The following is a 15,143-nucleotide window of genomic DNA, read 5'->3' on the forward strand; positions in this document are numbered from 1 at the left end:
CGTGGTGTTCCGGAAGGTCGCCGTGGTGTTCCGGAAGGTGGCCGTGGCGGCCCTGGGGGTAGCCGTGGTGTTCCGGGGGTCGCCGTGGTTAGCGGTGGCGCCCCCGGTACGCGGGGCGCCGGCGACCACCGGCGACCCGCGCGACGACGGCTCCCGGCCGGCTTCTACCCTCGATCACGTCAACCGGTCCGATCGACAGTGGGAGTCGGATGAGCCTCGACACACCTGCCGCCAACGCCGCCGTGACGTTCGACAGCGGCGGCGAGACCCTGCTGGGGGTCCTCCACCTGCCCGCCGGGCCCGGGCCGCACCCGATCGTGGTGCTGCTGCACGGCTTCCCCGGGCACGAGCGCAACTTCGACCTGGCCCAGGACCTGCGCCGGGCGGGGTACGCCTCCCTCGTCTTCCACTACCGCGGCTCCTGGGGCGTCGGCGGCACCTGGTCGTGGGCGAACGCGCTGGAGGACGCGGCCCGCGTCGCGACGGCCGTACGCGAGCGGGAGTTCGCGGCGGCGCACCGCCTCGACCGGGACCGGCTTGCGCTGGCGGGGCACAGCTTCGGCGGCTTCGCCGCGCTGACCACCGCGGCGGCCGACCCGTCGATCAGGGCCGTCGCGTCGGTCTCCGCCTTCGACTTCGGCCGGGTCGGGGTCGCCTGCCGGAAGGACGAGACGCTGCGGGCGGCGTACGTCGAGGGGTTCGGCGAGGACCTGCTTCCGCTGAAGGGGACCAGCGGCGAGGCGTTGGTCGAGGAGATGACCTCCGCGGGCGAGGCGTGGAGCCTCGCCGGGCTCGCCCCGCGGCTCGCGGACCGGCCGGTCCTGCTCGTCGGCACGGCCGGGCGCGACACCGTCACCCCCGCCGCCGAGCACCACGAGCCCGTGGTGGCGGCGTACGCCGCGCACCCGGTGCCGCTTCTGGAGCACCGGGTGTTCGACACCGACCACGCCCTGTCGGACCACCGCCTAGAGCTCGCCGAGACCCTCCGCGACTTCCTCGACCGGCACCTCGGACGCTGACCGCCCGCGGACGACGGCGGACGACGGCGGCGTTCGGGCGCCGGCCGCCGCGGGCCCCGGCGGCACGGGACACGCCCGTACCCTCCGGACCCGCTCTCGTCGCCTCGGGGTAAGCGTGGATCCGGGGGGCCGCCCGGCTATCGTGAATCATGTCCGCACGTCGCACGCGGCGGCCCGCGCCGAGGGCTCTGTGGTACGCGATCCCCGTCGTCCTCTTCCTGGGCGCGGCGGTCTTCTGGGTGCTCGCACTCGTGGCATGGGTGGAGCCGAAGCCGCTCTACGACGTCTACACACCCGACGGGGTGGAGCTCCCCGCGCAGTGGTACCAGCCCGGGCAGCGGTTCTGGGCCGGGATGGCCTGTTTCCTGGCCGGGCTCGTCATGAGCGTCGTCCTCGCCGCCTTACGCCGGCGCGCCGGAGCGCCCCCTCACCCGTCGGTACGGCCGGAGCGGCTGGAGCGGCCGGGGCCGTAGGGACGGTCGCCGCGCAGGGTGATGCGGTGCATGACGCGGTGCGCGTCACCGTAGTCGCGGTTGGCGTAGTGGGCGGTGCTCCGGTTGTCCCACATGGCGACGTCGCCGACCCTCCAGCGGTGGCGCACGATGTGCTCGGGCTTGGTGAGGTGGGCGTAGAGCAGGTCCAGGATGGCCCGGCTCTCGGCCTCGGACACGCCCACGATGTGGGAGGTGAACCCGGGATTGACGAAGATCCCCTTGCGGCCGGTCTCGGGGTGGACCCGGACCACAGGGTGCTCCACCGGCTCCAGCCGGGTGACGACCTCGCCGTCCCAGAGGTTGCCCCTGCCGCCGCGGCGCTGGGCCAGGTAGTAGCCGAACTCCCGGTTGCCGTCGTGGACCGCGGTGAGCTGGTCGGCCAGCTCCTTCACCGGTCCGGACAGGGAGTCGTAGGCCAGCTGGGCGTCGGCCCAGCTCGTGTCGCCGCCGGTGGGCGGGAGGATCACGGCGCGCAGGATGGAGCCGAGCGGCGGGCGCGGCATGAACGTGACGTCGGTGTGCCAGACGTCGGCGAAGCCGTTGTCCGCGCTGTCGAGTGCGTAGATCTCGGGATGCGCCTCGTCGACGCCCCCGACGACCGGATGGGACGCGGTCAGCTCGCCGAGACGGCGCCCGAGCGCCACCTGCCCGTCGTCGTCCAGGCTCTGCCCGCGGAAGAACAGCACCTTCCGGTCGACCAGTGCGGCACGCACCGCGGCCAGGTCCTCGTCGGTGGCGGTCGCCAGGTCCAGCCCCTCGACCTCGGCGCCGAAGTGGGGCCCGAGGGGTCGCAGGTCCAGCCGGACGGCGGTCGGTGTGGTCATCTCACTCTCCTCGTGGTTGGTGGTGTGGTGCGTCACACCGCAGCGGCGCGCACGGCCTGGCCGATCTCGGCGCGGAGCGCGGCGTATTCGGGAAGGGCGCGCAGTTCGTGCGGTTCCACGCCGGTGCGCGGAAGGCCGACGTCGAGGTCGAGCGCGATCCGGCCCGGCCGCCGGGTGAGCACGACGACGCGGCTGCCGAGGAACACGGCCTCCTCGACGCTGTGGGTGACGAACACCGACGTGCGGCCGGTCTGCGCGCTCACCCGGCGCAGGTCCTCCTGGAGGCGCTCGCGGGTGAGCGCGTCCAGCGCGGCGAACGGCTCGTCGAGCAGCAGCAGCGGGTCGTCGCCCGCCAGCGCCCGCGCGATCGCCACGCGCTGCTGCTGCCCTCCGGAGATCTGCCAGATCCGGCGGTCCGCCACGTCGTGCAGGCCGACCCGTTCCAGCAGCTCCGGCACCCGGCGGGCGCGTTCCGCGCGGGGCACGCCGGCGTAACGCAGGGCCAGCTCGACGTTGCCGCCCACGGTCTTCCACGGGAACAGCCGCGGCTGCTGGAAGACGATCCCGGCGCCCCTGCCCGGGACGGGCTCGGCGCCGCCGGTCAGCACGGTGCCGGAGGTGGGCCTCTCGAAGCCCGCGACGAGCCGCAGCAGCGTGCTCTTGCCGCACCCGGAGGCCCCGACGAGCACGAGGAAGGTCCCGGGAGGGACGGTCAGGGAGATCGGCCCGAGAGCGGTGACCGGCCCTCCCCCTCCGCCGTAGACGTGTTCGACCTCTTCGAGGCGGACGGCGGCGACGTCCGGACCGGTGGGCACGGCGGCGACTTCCGCGCCAGCGGGCGCGTCAGGGTGCGAGGACATCGGGGAGTCCCTTGGTGTAGATCGCCCGCTCCACCGTGGCGAGATCGGGCACCGCGTCGATCTTCTGCTGGTCCTTGAGGAACTGCGCCGCGCTCACCAGGTTCTGCGCCAGGCCGCCGACCTTGTCCGGCGTGCCGAGCCACTCGGGCGAGGCCAGGTCGGCCGGCTTGAGGAAGACGCCCTGACTGAGCTGCGCCTTGGCCTCGTCCTTGCCGAGGTTGAGCTCGGCGCCGACCGCCTGGGCGGCGGCGTCGGGGTCGCCGGCGATCAGGTCGAGCGCCCTGGCCTCGACCTTGCGCCAGGCGTCGACCGCGTCGGGGTGCGCCTGGACGAACGCGGTCGACACCACGCCCAGGTCGAGGGTCGGCTTGCCCGCCGTGGCCAGCTCGCGGCTGCTGATGAGCGTCCTGCCGGTCTTCTTGATCTCGTCCAGCGTCGGCAGCCAGACGTAGGCGGCGTCGATGTCGCCGCGCGTCCACGAGGCCAGGATGTCCTGCGGCTCCAGGTCGACCAGGGTCACCGCGGACTCCGGCACCCCCGCCTTGTCGAGGGCGGCGAGCAGGCTGTAGTGGGACGTCGAGGCGAACGGCGTGGCCACCTTCTTGCCGCGCAGGTCCGCCACGGACGAGATGCCGGCGCCGTCACGGGCGACCAGTGCCTCGTTGTCTCCGGCGACGTCGAGCACGAACGCCACCTGGTAGGGGATGTTCAGCGGCGCGGACAGCCCGCGCGCGACCGGGCTCGACCCGATGGCGGCGATGTCCACGCTCTTGGCCACGAAGGCGGTGTTGACGCTGGCGCCCGAGTCGAACTTGGTCCACTTGATCGTGTAACCGGGCAGCGCCTGTTCCAGCCAGCCCTTGTTCTTCACGATGAGGTCGCCGCTGGGGAACGCCTGGTAGGCGATGCGGATGGTGCGCTCCGCCGTACCGTCGCCGCCCCCGCCTCCGCCGGAGGCGGTGCCGTTGCCGCACGCGGCCAGTACGGCGGCCGTCGTGGCGGCCAGGACGACGGGGAGCAGACGCGTGAGGCGTGGTCGTGACATGGCGGGCAGTTCCTTTTGGACTTAAGGGGGGTTGACGAGGTTCGGCGGGCGGGACGAGGTCAGACGCGGCCGCGCCAGGGGATAAGCCGGGTCTCCGCGGCGCGCAGCAGACCGTCGATCAGCAGCCCGGACAGGCCGATGGCGAGCAGCCCGAGCACCACGACGTCGGTCTGCAGGTAGCGCTGTGCGTCGCGGACCATGCCGCCGATGCCGGGCACGCCGTTGACGGTCTCGGCCGCGACGACCGAGGAGTACGCGACCCCGACGGCCAGCCGGACTCCGGTGAAGATCTCCGGCAGCGCGGCGGGCAGCACCACGTCCTTGACGGCGTCCCACCGCGAGGCGCCCAGCGCGCGGGCCGCCTCCACCAGGCCGGTGGGCGCGCCGTGGACGGCCGCGGCGGTGGCCACGGCGACCGGCGGGAGCGCGGCGATGGCGAGCAGCCACAGCTTCGGCGTCTCGTCGATGCCGAACCAGATGATGAGCAGGCTGAAGTACGCCAGCGGCGGCAGGGCCCGTACGAAGGTCACGACCGGCTCGGCCACGAGGCGGATCCACGGCACCGTGCCCAGGACGACGCCGAGGACGAGCCCCGCCGCGACGCCGAGCGCCGAGCCGATGAGGATGCGGCGCAGGCTGATTCCCAGGTGCTCGACGAGCAGGTGGCCGCCGTAGCCGCGGACGCCGTCGTGCGTGGTGGACAGCAGGACGAGCTGGTCCCATACGGCCCGGGGCGCGGGCACGAACGACGGGTTGTCCGCCGCGACCGCCGCCAGCTGCCACAGGGCGAGCAGCGCGAGCAGCGACAGCACCCGTACGCCGGCCCGGCGTGCTCCGCGCCCCCGCCGGGCCGGCGGCGGGCCGGTGCGCGGCCCTTCGGCGGGTGACGGGACCGGGGGCACGGCGTCCGGCGGACGGGCGGCGGGGAGGGATCTGGAGGGGGAGGACGTCACAGTGGTCGCTCCGGGGGCGAGAGCGCCGGGCCGCGCCGCTCGGAGGCGGGCACGGCGGACGGCAACGGAAGGAGGACGGCCGGCGAGGGTGACCACGCCGACCGGGATGTCGAGGTTCAGGAGCGACAGGCCGAGCCGTTCAGACGGCACAGGTCGACGTGCCGGCGCCGCACCAACCATGATGCCCGATACACATGCATTTCCTACCAAATAAGTAGGGTGATGGCAATCGGGCGTCACACCTCCCCCGCCCGCCCATGGCCGCGCACAGGCGGACTCCCAGGTCAGCCGCGTCAGGGCGGAACGTGACCGGCTTCGCCGCCGGCGGGATCGCCGACCGGCCGCGCCCGCTCGGCCCCGGCCTCCGCGCATGCGGAAGGGCCACGCCGAGTTCGGCGTGGCCCTTCCAGGTGCGGGCTGCGGCCCACCGGGCCCGAGCCCGGTGTCAGTCGTCGATCGCCTGGTAGAGAGTGGTCCAGAAGTCGTGGACGAGCCGCATCGAATCCGGGGTGGACGCCCCGACCTGGGTGAGCAGGATTCCGGCGAGTCCCTCGGCCGGATCGGCGTAGGCCGCGGTGCCGCTTCCGCCGTCCCAGCCGAACTGGCCGACGGAGGCGTAGTCGCCGCGGTAGGTGCGCACCGCCATCCCGAACCCCCAGCCGCCGTGCTGCCCCTGGCCGTGCGAGATGTGGACGTTGTTCACGGCCATCGCGTTCCTCGCGGCGTTCTGCTCGGGCGTGAGGCGGTTGGTGGTCATCAGTTCGACGGCGGGCCGGGACAGGATCCGCTCGCCCTCGTGCCTGCCGCCGTTCAGCAGCATCCGGAAGTAGGCGTGGTAGTCGTCGACGGTGGAGACCAGCCCGCCGCCACCGCCCTGGAACGCCGGGGGCTCGCTCCACCGTCCCCCCTCGGCCTCGTCCCAGACGAGGAACTCGCCGGTCCCCGGATCGGGGGCGTAAAGGGCCGGCAGCCGGTCGATCCGGTCGGCGGGCACGTGAAAGCCGGTGTCCTTCATGCCCAGCGGCTCGAAGACGCGTTCGCGCAGGAACTCCTCGAACGACTGTCCCGTGACCCGGGAGACGAGCACACCGACCAGATCGCTGCTGATCTGGTACTGCCAGCGCTCCCCGGGCTGATGCATCAGCGGCAGCTCGCCCAGGCGGCGCATCCACTCATCCGGCTCGGGCATCGGCTCCGGCAGATTCGGCGTGAGCCCCCGCTCGAAGACCGCGTTCATGATCGGCGTGCCCAGCGACGTCATGTCCATGCCGAGCCCGAAGGTGGAGGACAGCACGTCCCGGACGGTGATCGGCCGTCGTGCCGGCACGGTGTCGTCCACCGGGCCGTCGACCCGCCTCAGCACCCGCCGGTCGGCGAGCTCGGGCAGCCACGCGTCCACGGTGTCGTCCAGCCGCAGCCTGCACTCGTCGAGCAGGACCATCGCCGCCGCGATCGTGACCGGCTTGGACGTGGACGCCATCCGGAAGATCGTGTCCCGGCGCATCGGCGCGCCACCGTCGTGGCGCATCGTCCCGATCGCCTCGACATACGTCTCGTCACCCCGGCCCACCAGCGCGACGAGGCCGGGAATCCTCCCGGACTCGACGTGCCGGGTCAGCACCTCACGCACTCTGCGCAGCCCTGCCGCGGAAAGACCGTTTCCCATCGTGAATCTCCACTGTCATTCGGAAATCTCTGAACGCCTGTGACGCTACATTGCGTTCATCGATCAGTCAACAGAAAAGAGCATGCGAAGCCCTGCGCTACCTCCCTTTAGTGGATGTAATTGCAATGACAATGCGAGCGAACGCAATGGACGATCAGACGCTCTTTGCAATGGGGTCTGAGTGAATGCATACTGTGCAGCGGGCGTGGGGCGCACGGCTCCGCGCGTGTGACAGACAGGAGACCATCGCCGATGCCCGGAGGCAGACTCACCGACGAGGACCGCCGGCACATCGCCGCGGGGCTGGCCGAGGGGCTCGGATACGCGGAGATCGGCCGGCGGCTGGGGCGGCCCGCCTCGACCATCATGCGGGAGGTCACCCGCAACGGCGGACCCGGCGGCTACGGGGCGGACCGCGCGCACGAGGCCACCCGGCACCGTGCGCGCCGGCGCAGAACGGCTCAGCCTCCGGCCCCGCCGATCCCCGACAGCGGCCACGGACGCGACCCCCGGGCGGTCGAGGACTTCACGGAGACCTTCATCGCTCTCCTCGTCCAGCAGGGGCTGCCCCGGATGGAGGCCAGGGTGCTGGCCTGCCTGTACGTCACCGACTCCGGCGCTGCCACCGCGGCCGACCTGGTGCAGCGGCTCCGCGTCAGCCCCGCGTCGATCTCGCACGCCGTCGCCTTCCTCGAACAGCAGGGGATGCTCAGGCGGGAACGGATCCCCGGCGCGCGGCGCGAGCGTTACGTCATCGACGACGAGATCTGGCTGCGGTCCATGCAGGCATCCCTGCGGATGAACGACGCCCTGGTGGCCGCGTCGCGGCGTGGAGCCGAGATCCTCGGGGCCGCGACCCCGGCGGGCGCCCGCTTCGAGGACTCCGCCGAACTCCTGCTGCTCGTGAGCGAGGCCTTCCGGCAGGTCATGGAGCAGTGGCGGCAGGGCCGCGCAGGGTGATGGGCGGCGTGCGGGGGTATGGTCGCCGAGTGCCTGACGCGATCTTCGCCCACCCTCGCCTGGCCGCCGTCTACGACGCCTTCGACGGCGACCGTGACGACCTGGGCGCCTACCTCCGCATCGCCGACGAGCTGGACGCCGGGCGGGTGCTCGACGTCGGCTGCGGGACGGGGTGCCTGGCGGTCCTGCTCGCCGACGCGGGACGCACGGTCATGGGCGTCGACCCCGCCGAGGCGTCGCTGCGGGTCGCCGAATCGAAAGACCCAGCCGGAAGGGTCACCTGGGTCCACGGCGACGCCACCCGCCTGCCGCCGTTCGGCGCCGACCTCGCCGTCATGACGGGGAACGTCGCGCAGGTGTTCCTCACCGACGACGAATGGTCGCGCACGCTCCGCGGCGTCCACGCCGCGCTCCGCCCGCAGGGTCATCTGGTGTTCGAGACCAGACGCCCCGAACGCCGGGCCTGGGAGGAGTGGGCCTCCGACACCGGCCCGGTCGTCCTCGACCTGCCGGAGGCCGGGGTCGTGGAGCGGCGTCTCGAGGTCACCGATGTGAGCCCGCCGCTGGTGTCCTTCCGCTACACCTACACCTTCCCGGCGGACGGCGCGGTCGTCACGTCGGACTCGACTCTCCGGTTCCGCGACCGGGACGAGGTGGAGGAGAGCCTGACCGCGAACGGCTACCGCGTGCTGGACGTGCGCGACGCCCCCGACCGCCCGGGCCGCGAGTTCGTGTTCGTCGCGCGGCGGACGACGTAGAGCGCCTCAGTGGTCGCCCGCGTCGGTGAGGATGCGGCGGGCCTGGCGGACGACGGCCTCGTCGACGAAACGGCCGTCGGCGAGGGCGACCGCCCCCTGGTCGGCGGCGGAGACGATCTCCAGGGCGGCGGCGATCTCCTCCCGGGTCGGGCGGTAGGCCGCCGCGATCACCGGCAGCTGGATGGGATGGATGGCCGCCCGGCCGCGAAAGCCCATGGCCCGGCCCTCGGCGCAGGACGCGGCCAGGCCGTCGAGGTCGCGGACGTTCGGAAACACCGACTGCGCCGGGGCCGGCAGGCCCGCCGCCCGGGCCGCGACCACGATGCGGGAACGCGCCCAAGTCAGGCCCGCCTCACCGGTCACGCCGAGGTCGGCGCGCAGGTCGGCCTCGCCCAGGCCGATCCCGGCCACCGCCGGGGAGGCCGTGGCGATCTCGAACGCCCGCTCCAGCCCGAGGGCCGACTCGACGACGGGGCGCAGCGGCACGCCCGGCACCGCGTCGGCGACCCAGCGGACCTCGTCGGCCGACTCCACCTTCGGGACGCGCAGGCCGCCGCTGCCGTGCAGCAGTGCGCCGAGCGCGTGCAGGTCGGCCTGGCCGTACGGCGTGCGGACGTCGTTGACGCGGATCTCCACGCGCGGCTGCGGCGTGGCCAGCAGGGCGACGGTCGCGGCCCGGGCGGTGCCCTTGTTCTCCGGGGCGACCGCGTCCTCCAGGTCCACGATCACCATGTCGGCCTCGCCGCCGAGCGCCTTGGCGACCCGGTCCGGACGGTCGGCGGGCACGTACAACCATGTCAGGGGGCTGCCGGCTGAAGGCCCGGTAGGAAAGCCGGTGGTAGGCACCACGTCAACTCCTCGCGAATCGTCCGTGCCCCTTTCCGCGTGATCGGCGCTCATGCCGCACCCCGCTGTGACATGTCACACCACGCCCTTGGTCCGCAGGGCATCGATGTCCGCATCGGTCAGGCCGAGGCCGTGCAGGATCTCGTCGGTGTCGGCGCCGTGCGGACGGCCGGTCCACCGGATGCGTCCGGGGGTCTCCGACAGCCGGAACATCACGTTCTGCATCCGCAGCGGGCCCAGCTCGGGGTCCTCCACCGTGGTCACGGCGTCGAGCGCCCGCAGCTGCGGGTCGGCCAGCACGTCGCGCACGTCGTAGATCGGCGCCACCGCGGCCTCCGCCTCCTCGAACGCCCGGAGCACCTCCTCCCGGGTCCGCTCGCCGACCCACGCGGCCACGGCCGCGTCGAGCTCGTCGGCGTGCGCCACCCGGCCCGCGCCCGTGGCGAACCACGGCTCCTCGGCCAGCTCGGGCCGCCCGACCAGGCGCATCACCCGTTCGGCGATGCTCTGGGCGGAGGTGGACACCGCGACCCAGGAGCCGTCGCGGCACCGGTAGGTGTTGCGCGGCGCGTTGTTGACCGAGCGGTTGCCCGTGCGCGGGGGCACGACCCCGAGCCGGTCGTAGACGGTCGGCTGGGCGCCGAGCACGGTCAGGATCGGCTCGACGATGGACAGGTCGACGACCTGCCCGCGGCCCGACCGCAGGGCCGTCATCACGGCGAACGCGGTGGCCAGCGCGCAGATGCCGTCCGCGAGCCCGAACGGCGGCAGCGTGGGCGGCCCGCCGGGCTCCCCCGTCATCGCGGCGAACCCGCTCATCGCCTCGGCGAGGGTGCCGAAGCCGGGCCGCCTGGCGTACGGGCCGAACTGGCCGAAGCCGGTGACCCGGGCGAGCACCAGGCCCGGGTTGACCTCGCTGAGCCGGTCCCAGGACAGGTTCCAGCGCTCCAGCGTGCCGGGGCGGAAGTTCTCGACCAGCACGTCCGCGTCCTCGATCAGCCGGACCATCAGGTCCTGGCCCTCCGGCGTGGACAGGTCGAGCGTCATCGTGCGCTTGTTGCGGCCGAGCATCTTCCACCACAGCCCCTCGGGCCCGTGCCCCCGCGACGGGTCCGGCCTGCGGGGGTGCTCGACCTTGACGACGTCCGCGCCGTAGTCGCCGAGCAGCATGGCCGCGGTCGGCCCGGCGAACAGCGTCGCGGCGTCGATCACCCGTACGCCGTCGAGCGGCCCCTTCACAGCGCCTCCATGTTCCGGCCCTCCAGCAGACGGTCGATCTCGTGGCGGCGCGGCATCGAGGTGCTGGCGCCCTCCCGCCGCACCGACAGCGCCGCCGCGGCCGAGGCGAAGCGCAGCGCCCGCGCCGGGTCGCGTCCCTCGCTCCTGGCCACGGCCAGCGCCCCCGCGAAGGTGTCCCCCGCCGCCGTGGTGTCCACCGCCCGCACCGGTACGGCGGGCTCGCGCAGCCGGGTGCCGTCGCGCGAGCCGTACAGGGCGCCCCGCGCGCCCAGGGTGACGACGGCCTCGGGGACGAGGTCGAGCAACGCCTCCAGCGCGTCGCGGGGATCGTCGCGGCCGGTCAGGGCCGCCGCCTCGTGCTCGTTGGGCACGATGAGGCCGACGGCCTCCAGCAGTTCGGCCGGCAGCGGCACGGCGGGGGCCGGGGTCAGGATCACCTGCGCGCCGGGCACCCGGGCCGCGGCGACCACGGCGTCCATCGGCAGTTCCAGTTGCAGCAGCAGGGCGTCGGACCGGCCGATCGTCTCCACGTCGCGCGGCGAGGGGCCGGTGACGGCGCCGTTGGCCCCGGGCACCACGATGATCGAGTTGTCTCCGCCGTCCTGCACCACGATGTGGGCGACGCCCGAGGGGCCGGGCACGACACGCAGCCCGCTCGTGTCGACGCCCGCCTCGGTGAGCGCGGCGCGCAGGCCCGGCCCGAACGCGTCGTCCCCCACCGCCCCGAGGAAGGCCACCTCGGCCCCCGCCCGGGCCGCGGCGATCGCCTGGTTGGCCCCCTTGCCACCCGGGATCGTGCGGAAAGCCCGGCCCGTGATGGTCTCCCCTGGTTTGGGGGCCTGGGCGACGTACGCCACCAGGTCCATGTTGGCGCTGCCGAACACCGAGATCACTGCCGGTTCCCTTCGATGAGCGCGAGCGTGCGGGCGGCGAGCGACTCGATGGACACGCCGTCGAAGCCGGGCAGGCTGCTGGCCAGCCGGTCCCGGGTCGTCCACCGTGCGGGGACGCCGCCCGCGAGCGCCCCGGCGATCGATCCGGCCGTGGCGGCGGCCGAGTCGGTGTCCCAGCCTCCGGCCACGGCCGAACCGACGGTCGCGGCGAAATCCCCGGCGCCGTGCACTGCGCCGTGCACTGCGCCGTGCACGAGGGCCGCCGCCAGCAGGGCCGCGTTGTTGACCGTGTGCACCCAATGGAGCTGTCCATGCCGCGCGTACAGCCGGTCCGCGACCCGTTCGAAGTCCGGCTCCGCCGCGGCGTCGGCCACGGCCTGCCGTACGGCGACGGCCAGGCGCGAGCCGGGCGGCACGACCGACAGCCCGGCCTCGATCACCTCGTCCACGCTCCCGGCCACGAGCGCCTGCGCGCACATGGCGGCGGCGAACATCGCGCCGTAGATCCCGTTGGCCGTGTGGCTGAGCCGGGCGTCCCGCCACGCCCACGTCGCGGCCGTCGCCGGGTCGCCCGGGTTGGCCCAGCCGTACACGTCGGCCCTGATCAGCGCGCCGATCCATTCGCGGAACGGGTTGCGATACGTGGCGGTCGCGGGGGGTTCGAGGCCCAGGAGCAGGTTGCGGTAGGCCGCCCGCTCGGCGGTGAAGACCCGCCCGGCGGGCAGCGCGTCGAGCCAGGTCCGCGCCACGTCCTCGGTCGTGAAGCCCGGTCCGTGCCGTTCGAGCACGGTGAGCGTGAGCAGCGCGTAGTTGAGGTCGTCGTCCTCGGGCACGCCGTCGATGTTCTCGGCGAGGCTGGTGGCCGCGCTGCGGCGGTTCCACGGCCAGCGCTCGGCGATCTCCGGCGGCAGCCCCCTGGCCGTGAACCAGCCGCGGATCGGCCAGTTGCCGGTGGCCTCGGCGACGGCCCTGATCCCCTCGCGGGGGATCTTCTCCACCGGTTTGCCCAGCAGGCATCCGGCGGCCCTCCCCCACCAGGCGGCCAGGACGCGCCCGGGCTCGGGCCGGACGGCGGCGCGCCCGCCGGGCCAGTCCGGGCAGGACGCGATGATCTCCTCCAGCGAGGAGGGCTCCGGCAGCGGCGAACCGATCGCGGCCAGCTCGTCGAGCAGTTCCCCGGCCAGCGCGCGCAGCCCCTCGGGCGCGGGCCCGGCGGAGGCGCCCGCCCGGGGCGGGGCGTCGTGTCCCCCGGCGGCGTGCCAGCGGCCGGCGGCGGCCGCCACCTCGGGGAACGCCCCCCGCCCGTCCTCGGCGGCCTGCCGCAGCTCGTGGCCGACCAGGTCCTCCGGCTGCGCCCACGTCAGCCGGATCACCGGGAGTCCTCGTCCCGGCGCGGCGCGAGCAGGGCGTCGAAGGCGGCCTCGTGCGCGCGGCGGCGCTCCCGGTCGGCCGCGTGGACCCGCCGCGCCACGGCCGCGAGCGCCAGCCCCGGCCCGACCAGGTCCGTACGGCTGGCCGTGGCCACCCGTTCCAGCCAGTCGGCCGGGACGGCGGCCCGTCCGCCGAGCGCCCCGGCGAGGGCCCCGCCCATCGAGGCGATCGAGTCGGCGTCGCGTCCGTAGTTGACGCCGCCGAGCACGGTCTCCCGGTAGTCGCCCTTCGCGATGACCAGGAACGCCAGCGCGAGCGGCAGTTCCTCGATGCTGTGCAGCCGGCTCGGCCGGCGTGCCCCCAGGCCCTGGTCGCGGTAGGTGTCGGCCACCGTGTCGTAGGGCCGGACCGCCGCCCGCAGCGCCTCGAACGAGCCTTCCCAGTGGCCGAGCTTCCGGGCGACCGAGCAGACCGCGTCGATGGCGGCCCGGGTGCCGTCGTGGGCCAGCCGCAGGCAGGCGGCCACGACCGAGTCGGGTGTCGCGCCGGGCCGCATCGCCTCGGCGACGGCCGCCGCCAGCACCCCCGCCGCCTCCCGGCCGTAGCTCGACTGGTGCGCCCCGGCCAGGTCGATCGCCTCGGCGTACGCGCCGTCGGGGTCGCCGGCGTTGACGACGCCGACCGGGGCCATGTACATCGCGGCGCCGCAGTTGACGATGTTGCCGACGCCGGCCTCACGGGGGTCGGCGTGGCCGTAGTGCAGCCGCAGCACGAGCCACTTCTCGGCGAGGAACACCCGCTGGAGGGGCAGCGCCTCGGCCTCCAGCTCGGGGATCCACCGCCTCTCGCCGATCATCTCGGGCACCAGGTGCTCGGCCGCGGCGTAGGCGTCGAGGTGGCCGCCGACCCGCTCGTACACGCGGATGAGGGCGTGCGTCATCAACGTGTCGTCGGTGACGTGGCCGTCCCCCTTGTGGTACGGCGCGATCGGGCGGGCGTCGCGCCAGTTCTCGTTGAAGGGAGGGACGACACCGCGGACGCGGCCGCCGTAACGCTCCTGGATCTGCTCGGGCGTCCATCCCTCGGTGGCCCCGCCGAGCGCGTCGGCCACCGCGGCGCCCGCCACGCACCCCACGGCGCGATCGGCCAGCAGGTCGTCCTGCGGCGTCATCCGGTGTTCCCCCTTGTCCGTACGCGTGATGGGGTGGGCCTCATGCGAGCCTCCCCGCGATGTCCAGCAGGTCGGCTCCGGCGAGCTCCGGCAGGCAGCACCCGGCCAGCGTGCGCACCCGCTCGCGCCAGGCGGCGGGCAGCGCGTCGTAGCCCACGGCGCAGCCGAGCAGCGCGCCCGTGAGCGCGGGCGCGGAGTCGGCGACCGGCGCGAGGCAGGCCGCCGCCGAGACGCCCGCGCCGAACCCCTCCGGCGTCCCTCCGGCGGCGGAGACGGCGGCGTCCGCGAGGGCCAGCGCGATCGGCACCGTCTGCGCGGCGGCGACGCCGTAGCTGTAGACGTGGTCGAGCACGGCGGCGTCCAGGGCAGGGACGGCGGCGAAGGGCGAACCCGCCGCCCGCGCCGCCGCGAGCGCCTCGCGCGCCGCGTGCCCGATGGCCGTGCCGGGCGGCAGCGCGCCGAGCGCCTCCTCCACCGCCTCGGCCATCGCGGCGCCCCGCGTCAGCGCGGCGACGGCCTTGGCCGTCGCCACCGCCCCGAGCACGCCGTCCTCCGCGTTGGTGACGCGCGCGTCCTCCACCGGGTCCAGGCCCGCGGCGCCGAAGGCGACGGCCCGCACGGCCGCCGCGTCGTCGAAGTGGTGGGGGTTGTCGTGCCCGCTGGCGGGCGGGCGCTTGCCGGCCGCCAGGTTGTCGAGCGCGGCCCACACCGAGACGCGCGCCCGGACGTCGCCGCGGCCCGCGAGGCGGCCGAACGCCTCCGCCCTGTCCTCCCCGATGGTCAGGGCCGTCCAGGCCAGCCACTCGGCGTCGTCGGACGGGCCGAGTGCCAGCGGCGCCACCGGCTGGTTCAGCGCGAACGGCACCGGCAGCGTGGTGACCTGGTGTTCCTCGGCGAACGCGTCGAGCTCCCGGTGCAGCCGCCTGCTCCAGCCGGCCAGCAGCGCCGACCGGTGCCGGGCCGCGGGCCAGCCGGCCGCGTCGCCGGCGGCGAGGCCGGCGAAGGCCCCCCGCACCCGGTCGAGCCTCTCCCCCGATGCCATCT

At 74.4% G+C, this 15,143-nt stretch carries 16 protein-coding genes; 4 read left to right on the top strand and 12 right to left on the bottom strand.

Features of this window, described 5'->3' with window-relative positions:
* The first annotated feature begins 209 nt into the window (after positions 1–209).
* Positions 210–1,019: an alpha/beta hydrolase family protein gene (locus tag ACWEQG_RS05655; RefSeq protein ID WP_452282033.1), complete on the top strand. Its 810-nt coding sequence runs from the start codon at positions 210–212 to the stop codon at positions 1,017–1,019.
* A gap of 149 nt (positions 1,020–1,168) precedes the next feature.
* Entirely contained in the window at positions 1,169–1,492 is a 324-nt protein-coding gene (locus ACWEQG_RS05660; protein ID WP_452282035.1) for a hypothetical protein, read from the top strand.
* Here ACWEQG_RS05660 and ACWEQG_RS05665 read toward each other — a convergent pair.
* The 6 genes from ACWEQG_RS05665 to ACWEQG_RS05690 form a co-directional block, all read right to left on the bottom strand.
* Positions 1,447–2,337: a TauD/TfdA dioxygenase family protein gene (locus ACWEQG_RS05665; RefSeq protein ID WP_452282037.1), complete on the bottom strand. Its 891-nt coding sequence runs from the start codon at positions 2,335–2,337 to the stop codon at positions 1,447–1,449. The two genes, ACWEQG_RS05660 and ACWEQG_RS05665, sit on opposite strands and share 46 nt — an antisense overlap.
* A gap of 32 nt (positions 2,338–2,369) precedes the next feature.
* Positions 2,370–3,197 (bottom strand): ABC transporter ATP-binding protein, encoded by an 828-nt coding sequence (locus tag ACWEQG_RS05670; RefSeq protein ID WP_452282039.1) that lies wholly within the window; start codon positions 3,195–3,197, stop codon positions 2,370–2,372.
* Positions 3,181–4,242 (bottom strand): taurine ABC transporter substrate-binding protein, encoded by a 1,062-nt coding sequence (locus tag ACWEQG_RS05675; RefSeq protein WP_452282041.1) that lies wholly within the window; start codon positions 4,240–4,242, stop codon positions 3,181–3,183. The genes ACWEQG_RS05670 and ACWEQG_RS05675 overlap by 17 nt, the downstream gene beginning before the upstream one ends.
* Positions 4,243–4,301: 59 nt before the next feature.
* Positions 4,302–5,345, bottom strand: coding sequence for an ABC transporter permease (locus tag ACWEQG_RS05680; protein WP_452282043.1), 1,044 nt, complete (start codon positions 5,343–5,345; stop codon positions 4,302–4,304).
* On the bottom strand, positions 5,312–5,395 hold the full coding sequence (locus tag ACWEQG_RS05685; protein ID WP_452282862.1) for a putative leader peptide: 84 nt from the start codon (positions 5,393–5,395) through the stop codon (positions 5,312–5,314). Before ACWEQG_RS05685 ends, ACWEQG_RS05680 begins: the two co-directional genes overlap by 34 nt.
* A 245-nt stretch (positions 5,396–5,640) precedes the next feature.
* Entirely contained in the window at positions 5,641–6,861 is a 1,221-nt protein-coding gene (locus ACWEQG_RS05690) for a serine hydrolase domain-containing protein (protein ID WP_452282045.1), read from the bottom strand.
* 252 nt (positions 6,862–7,113) lie between these two features.
* Between ACWEQG_RS05690 and ACWEQG_RS05695 the strand changes: the two genes are divergently transcribed.
* The gene (locus tag ACWEQG_RS05695) at positions 7,114–7,821 is read left to right on the top strand and encodes a helix-turn-helix domain-containing protein (protein ID WP_452282047.1); all 708 of its coding nucleotides are present in this window, start codon (positions 7,114–7,116) and stop codon (positions 7,819–7,821) included.
* 29 nt (positions 7,822–7,850) lie between these two features.
* Complete coding sequence (locus ACWEQG_RS05700; protein WP_452282049.1) at positions 7,851–8,579, top strand: class I SAM-dependent methyltransferase; 729 nt, start codon at positions 7,851–7,853, stop codon at positions 8,577–8,579.
* Positions 8,580–8,585: 6 nt separating this feature from the next.
* On the opposite strand, the gene ACWEQG_RS05705 is transcribed toward ACWEQG_RS05700, so the two are convergent.
* From ACWEQG_RS05705 to ACWEQG_RS05730, 6 genes are all read right to left on the bottom strand, one after another.
* A complete protein-coding gene (locus ACWEQG_RS05705) occupies positions 8,586–9,365 on the bottom strand; it encodes an HpcH/HpaI aldolase/citrate lyase family protein (RefSeq protein ID WP_452282051.1) in 780 nt (259 codons plus the stop codon).
* 135 nt (positions 9,366–9,500) lie between these two features.
* On the bottom strand, positions 9,501–10,664 hold the full coding sequence (locus ACWEQG_RS05710; RefSeq protein ID WP_452282053.1) for a CaiB/BaiF CoA transferase family protein: 1,164 nt from the start codon (positions 10,662–10,664) through the stop codon (positions 9,501–9,503).
* Entirely contained in the window at positions 10,661–11,557 is an 897-nt protein-coding gene (locus ACWEQG_RS05715) for a ribokinase (RefSeq protein WP_452282055.1), read from the bottom strand. The genes ACWEQG_RS05710 and ACWEQG_RS05715 overlap by 4 nt, the downstream gene beginning before the upstream one ends.
* Positions 11,554–12,930: an ADP-ribosylglycohydrolase family protein gene (locus ACWEQG_RS05720; protein ID WP_452282057.1), complete on the bottom strand. Its 1,377-nt coding sequence runs from the start codon at positions 12,928–12,930 to the stop codon at positions 11,554–11,556. Before ACWEQG_RS05720 ends, ACWEQG_RS05715 begins: the two co-directional genes overlap by 4 nt.
* A complete protein-coding gene (locus ACWEQG_RS05725) occupies positions 12,927–14,099 on the bottom strand; it encodes an ADP-ribosylglycohydrolase family protein (protein WP_452282059.1) in 1,173 nt (390 codons plus the stop codon). Before ACWEQG_RS05725 ends, ACWEQG_RS05720 begins: the two co-directional genes overlap by 4 nt.
* 40 nt (positions 14,100–14,139) lie before the next feature.
* Complete coding sequence (locus ACWEQG_RS05730; RefSeq protein ID WP_452282061.1) at positions 14,140–15,141, bottom strand: ADP-ribosylglycohydrolase family protein; 1,002 nt, start codon at positions 15,139–15,141, stop codon at positions 14,140–14,142.
* Positions 15,142–15,143 lie beyond the last annotated feature (2 nt).

Source organism: Microbispora sp. NPDC004025 (assembly GCF_053604425.1).

Excerpts from the sequence above, each read along its gene's own strand:
- ACWEQG_RS05730 (WP_452282061.1), bottom strand. The coding sequence starts at position 15,141 with ATGGCATCGGGGGAGAGGCTCGACCGGGTGCGGGGGGCCTTCGCCGGC.
- ACWEQG_RS05665 (WP_452282037.1), bottom strand. The coding sequence starts at position 2,337 with ATGACCACACCGACCGCCGTCCGGCTGGACCTGCGACCCCTCGGGCCC.
- ACWEQG_RS05660 (WP_452282035.1), top strand. The coding sequence starts at position 1,169 with ATGTCCGCACGTCGCACGCGGCGGCCCGCGCCGAGGGCTCTGTGGTAC.
- ACWEQG_RS05725 (WP_452282059.1), bottom strand. The coding sequence starts at position 14,099 with ATGACGCCGCAGGACGACCTGCTGGCCGATCGCGCCGTGGGGTGCGTG.
- ACWEQG_RS05675 (WP_452282041.1), bottom strand. The coding sequence starts at position 4,242 with ATGTCACGACCACGCCTCACGCGTCTGCTCCCCGTCGTCCTGGCCGCC.
- ACWEQG_RS05670 (WP_452282039.1), bottom strand. The coding sequence starts at position 3,197 with ATGTCCTCGCACCCTGACGCGCCCGCTGGCGCGGAAGTCGCCGCCGTG.
- ACWEQG_RS05685 (WP_452282862.1), bottom strand. The coding sequence starts at position 5,395 with ATGCATGTGTATCGGGCATCATGGTTGGTGCGGCGCCGGCACGTCGAC.
- ACWEQG_RS05655 (WP_452282033.1), top strand. The coding sequence starts at position 210 with ATGAGCCTCGACACACCTGCCGCCAACGCCGCCGTGACGTTCGACAGC.
- ACWEQG_RS05690 (WP_452282045.1), bottom strand. The coding sequence starts at position 6,861 with ATGGGAAACGGTCTTTCCGCGGCAGGGCTGCGCAGAGTGCGTGAGGTG.
- ACWEQG_RS05695 (WP_452282047.1), top strand. The coding sequence starts at position 7,114 with ATGCCCGGAGGCAGACTCACCGACGAGGACCGCCGGCACATCGCCGCG.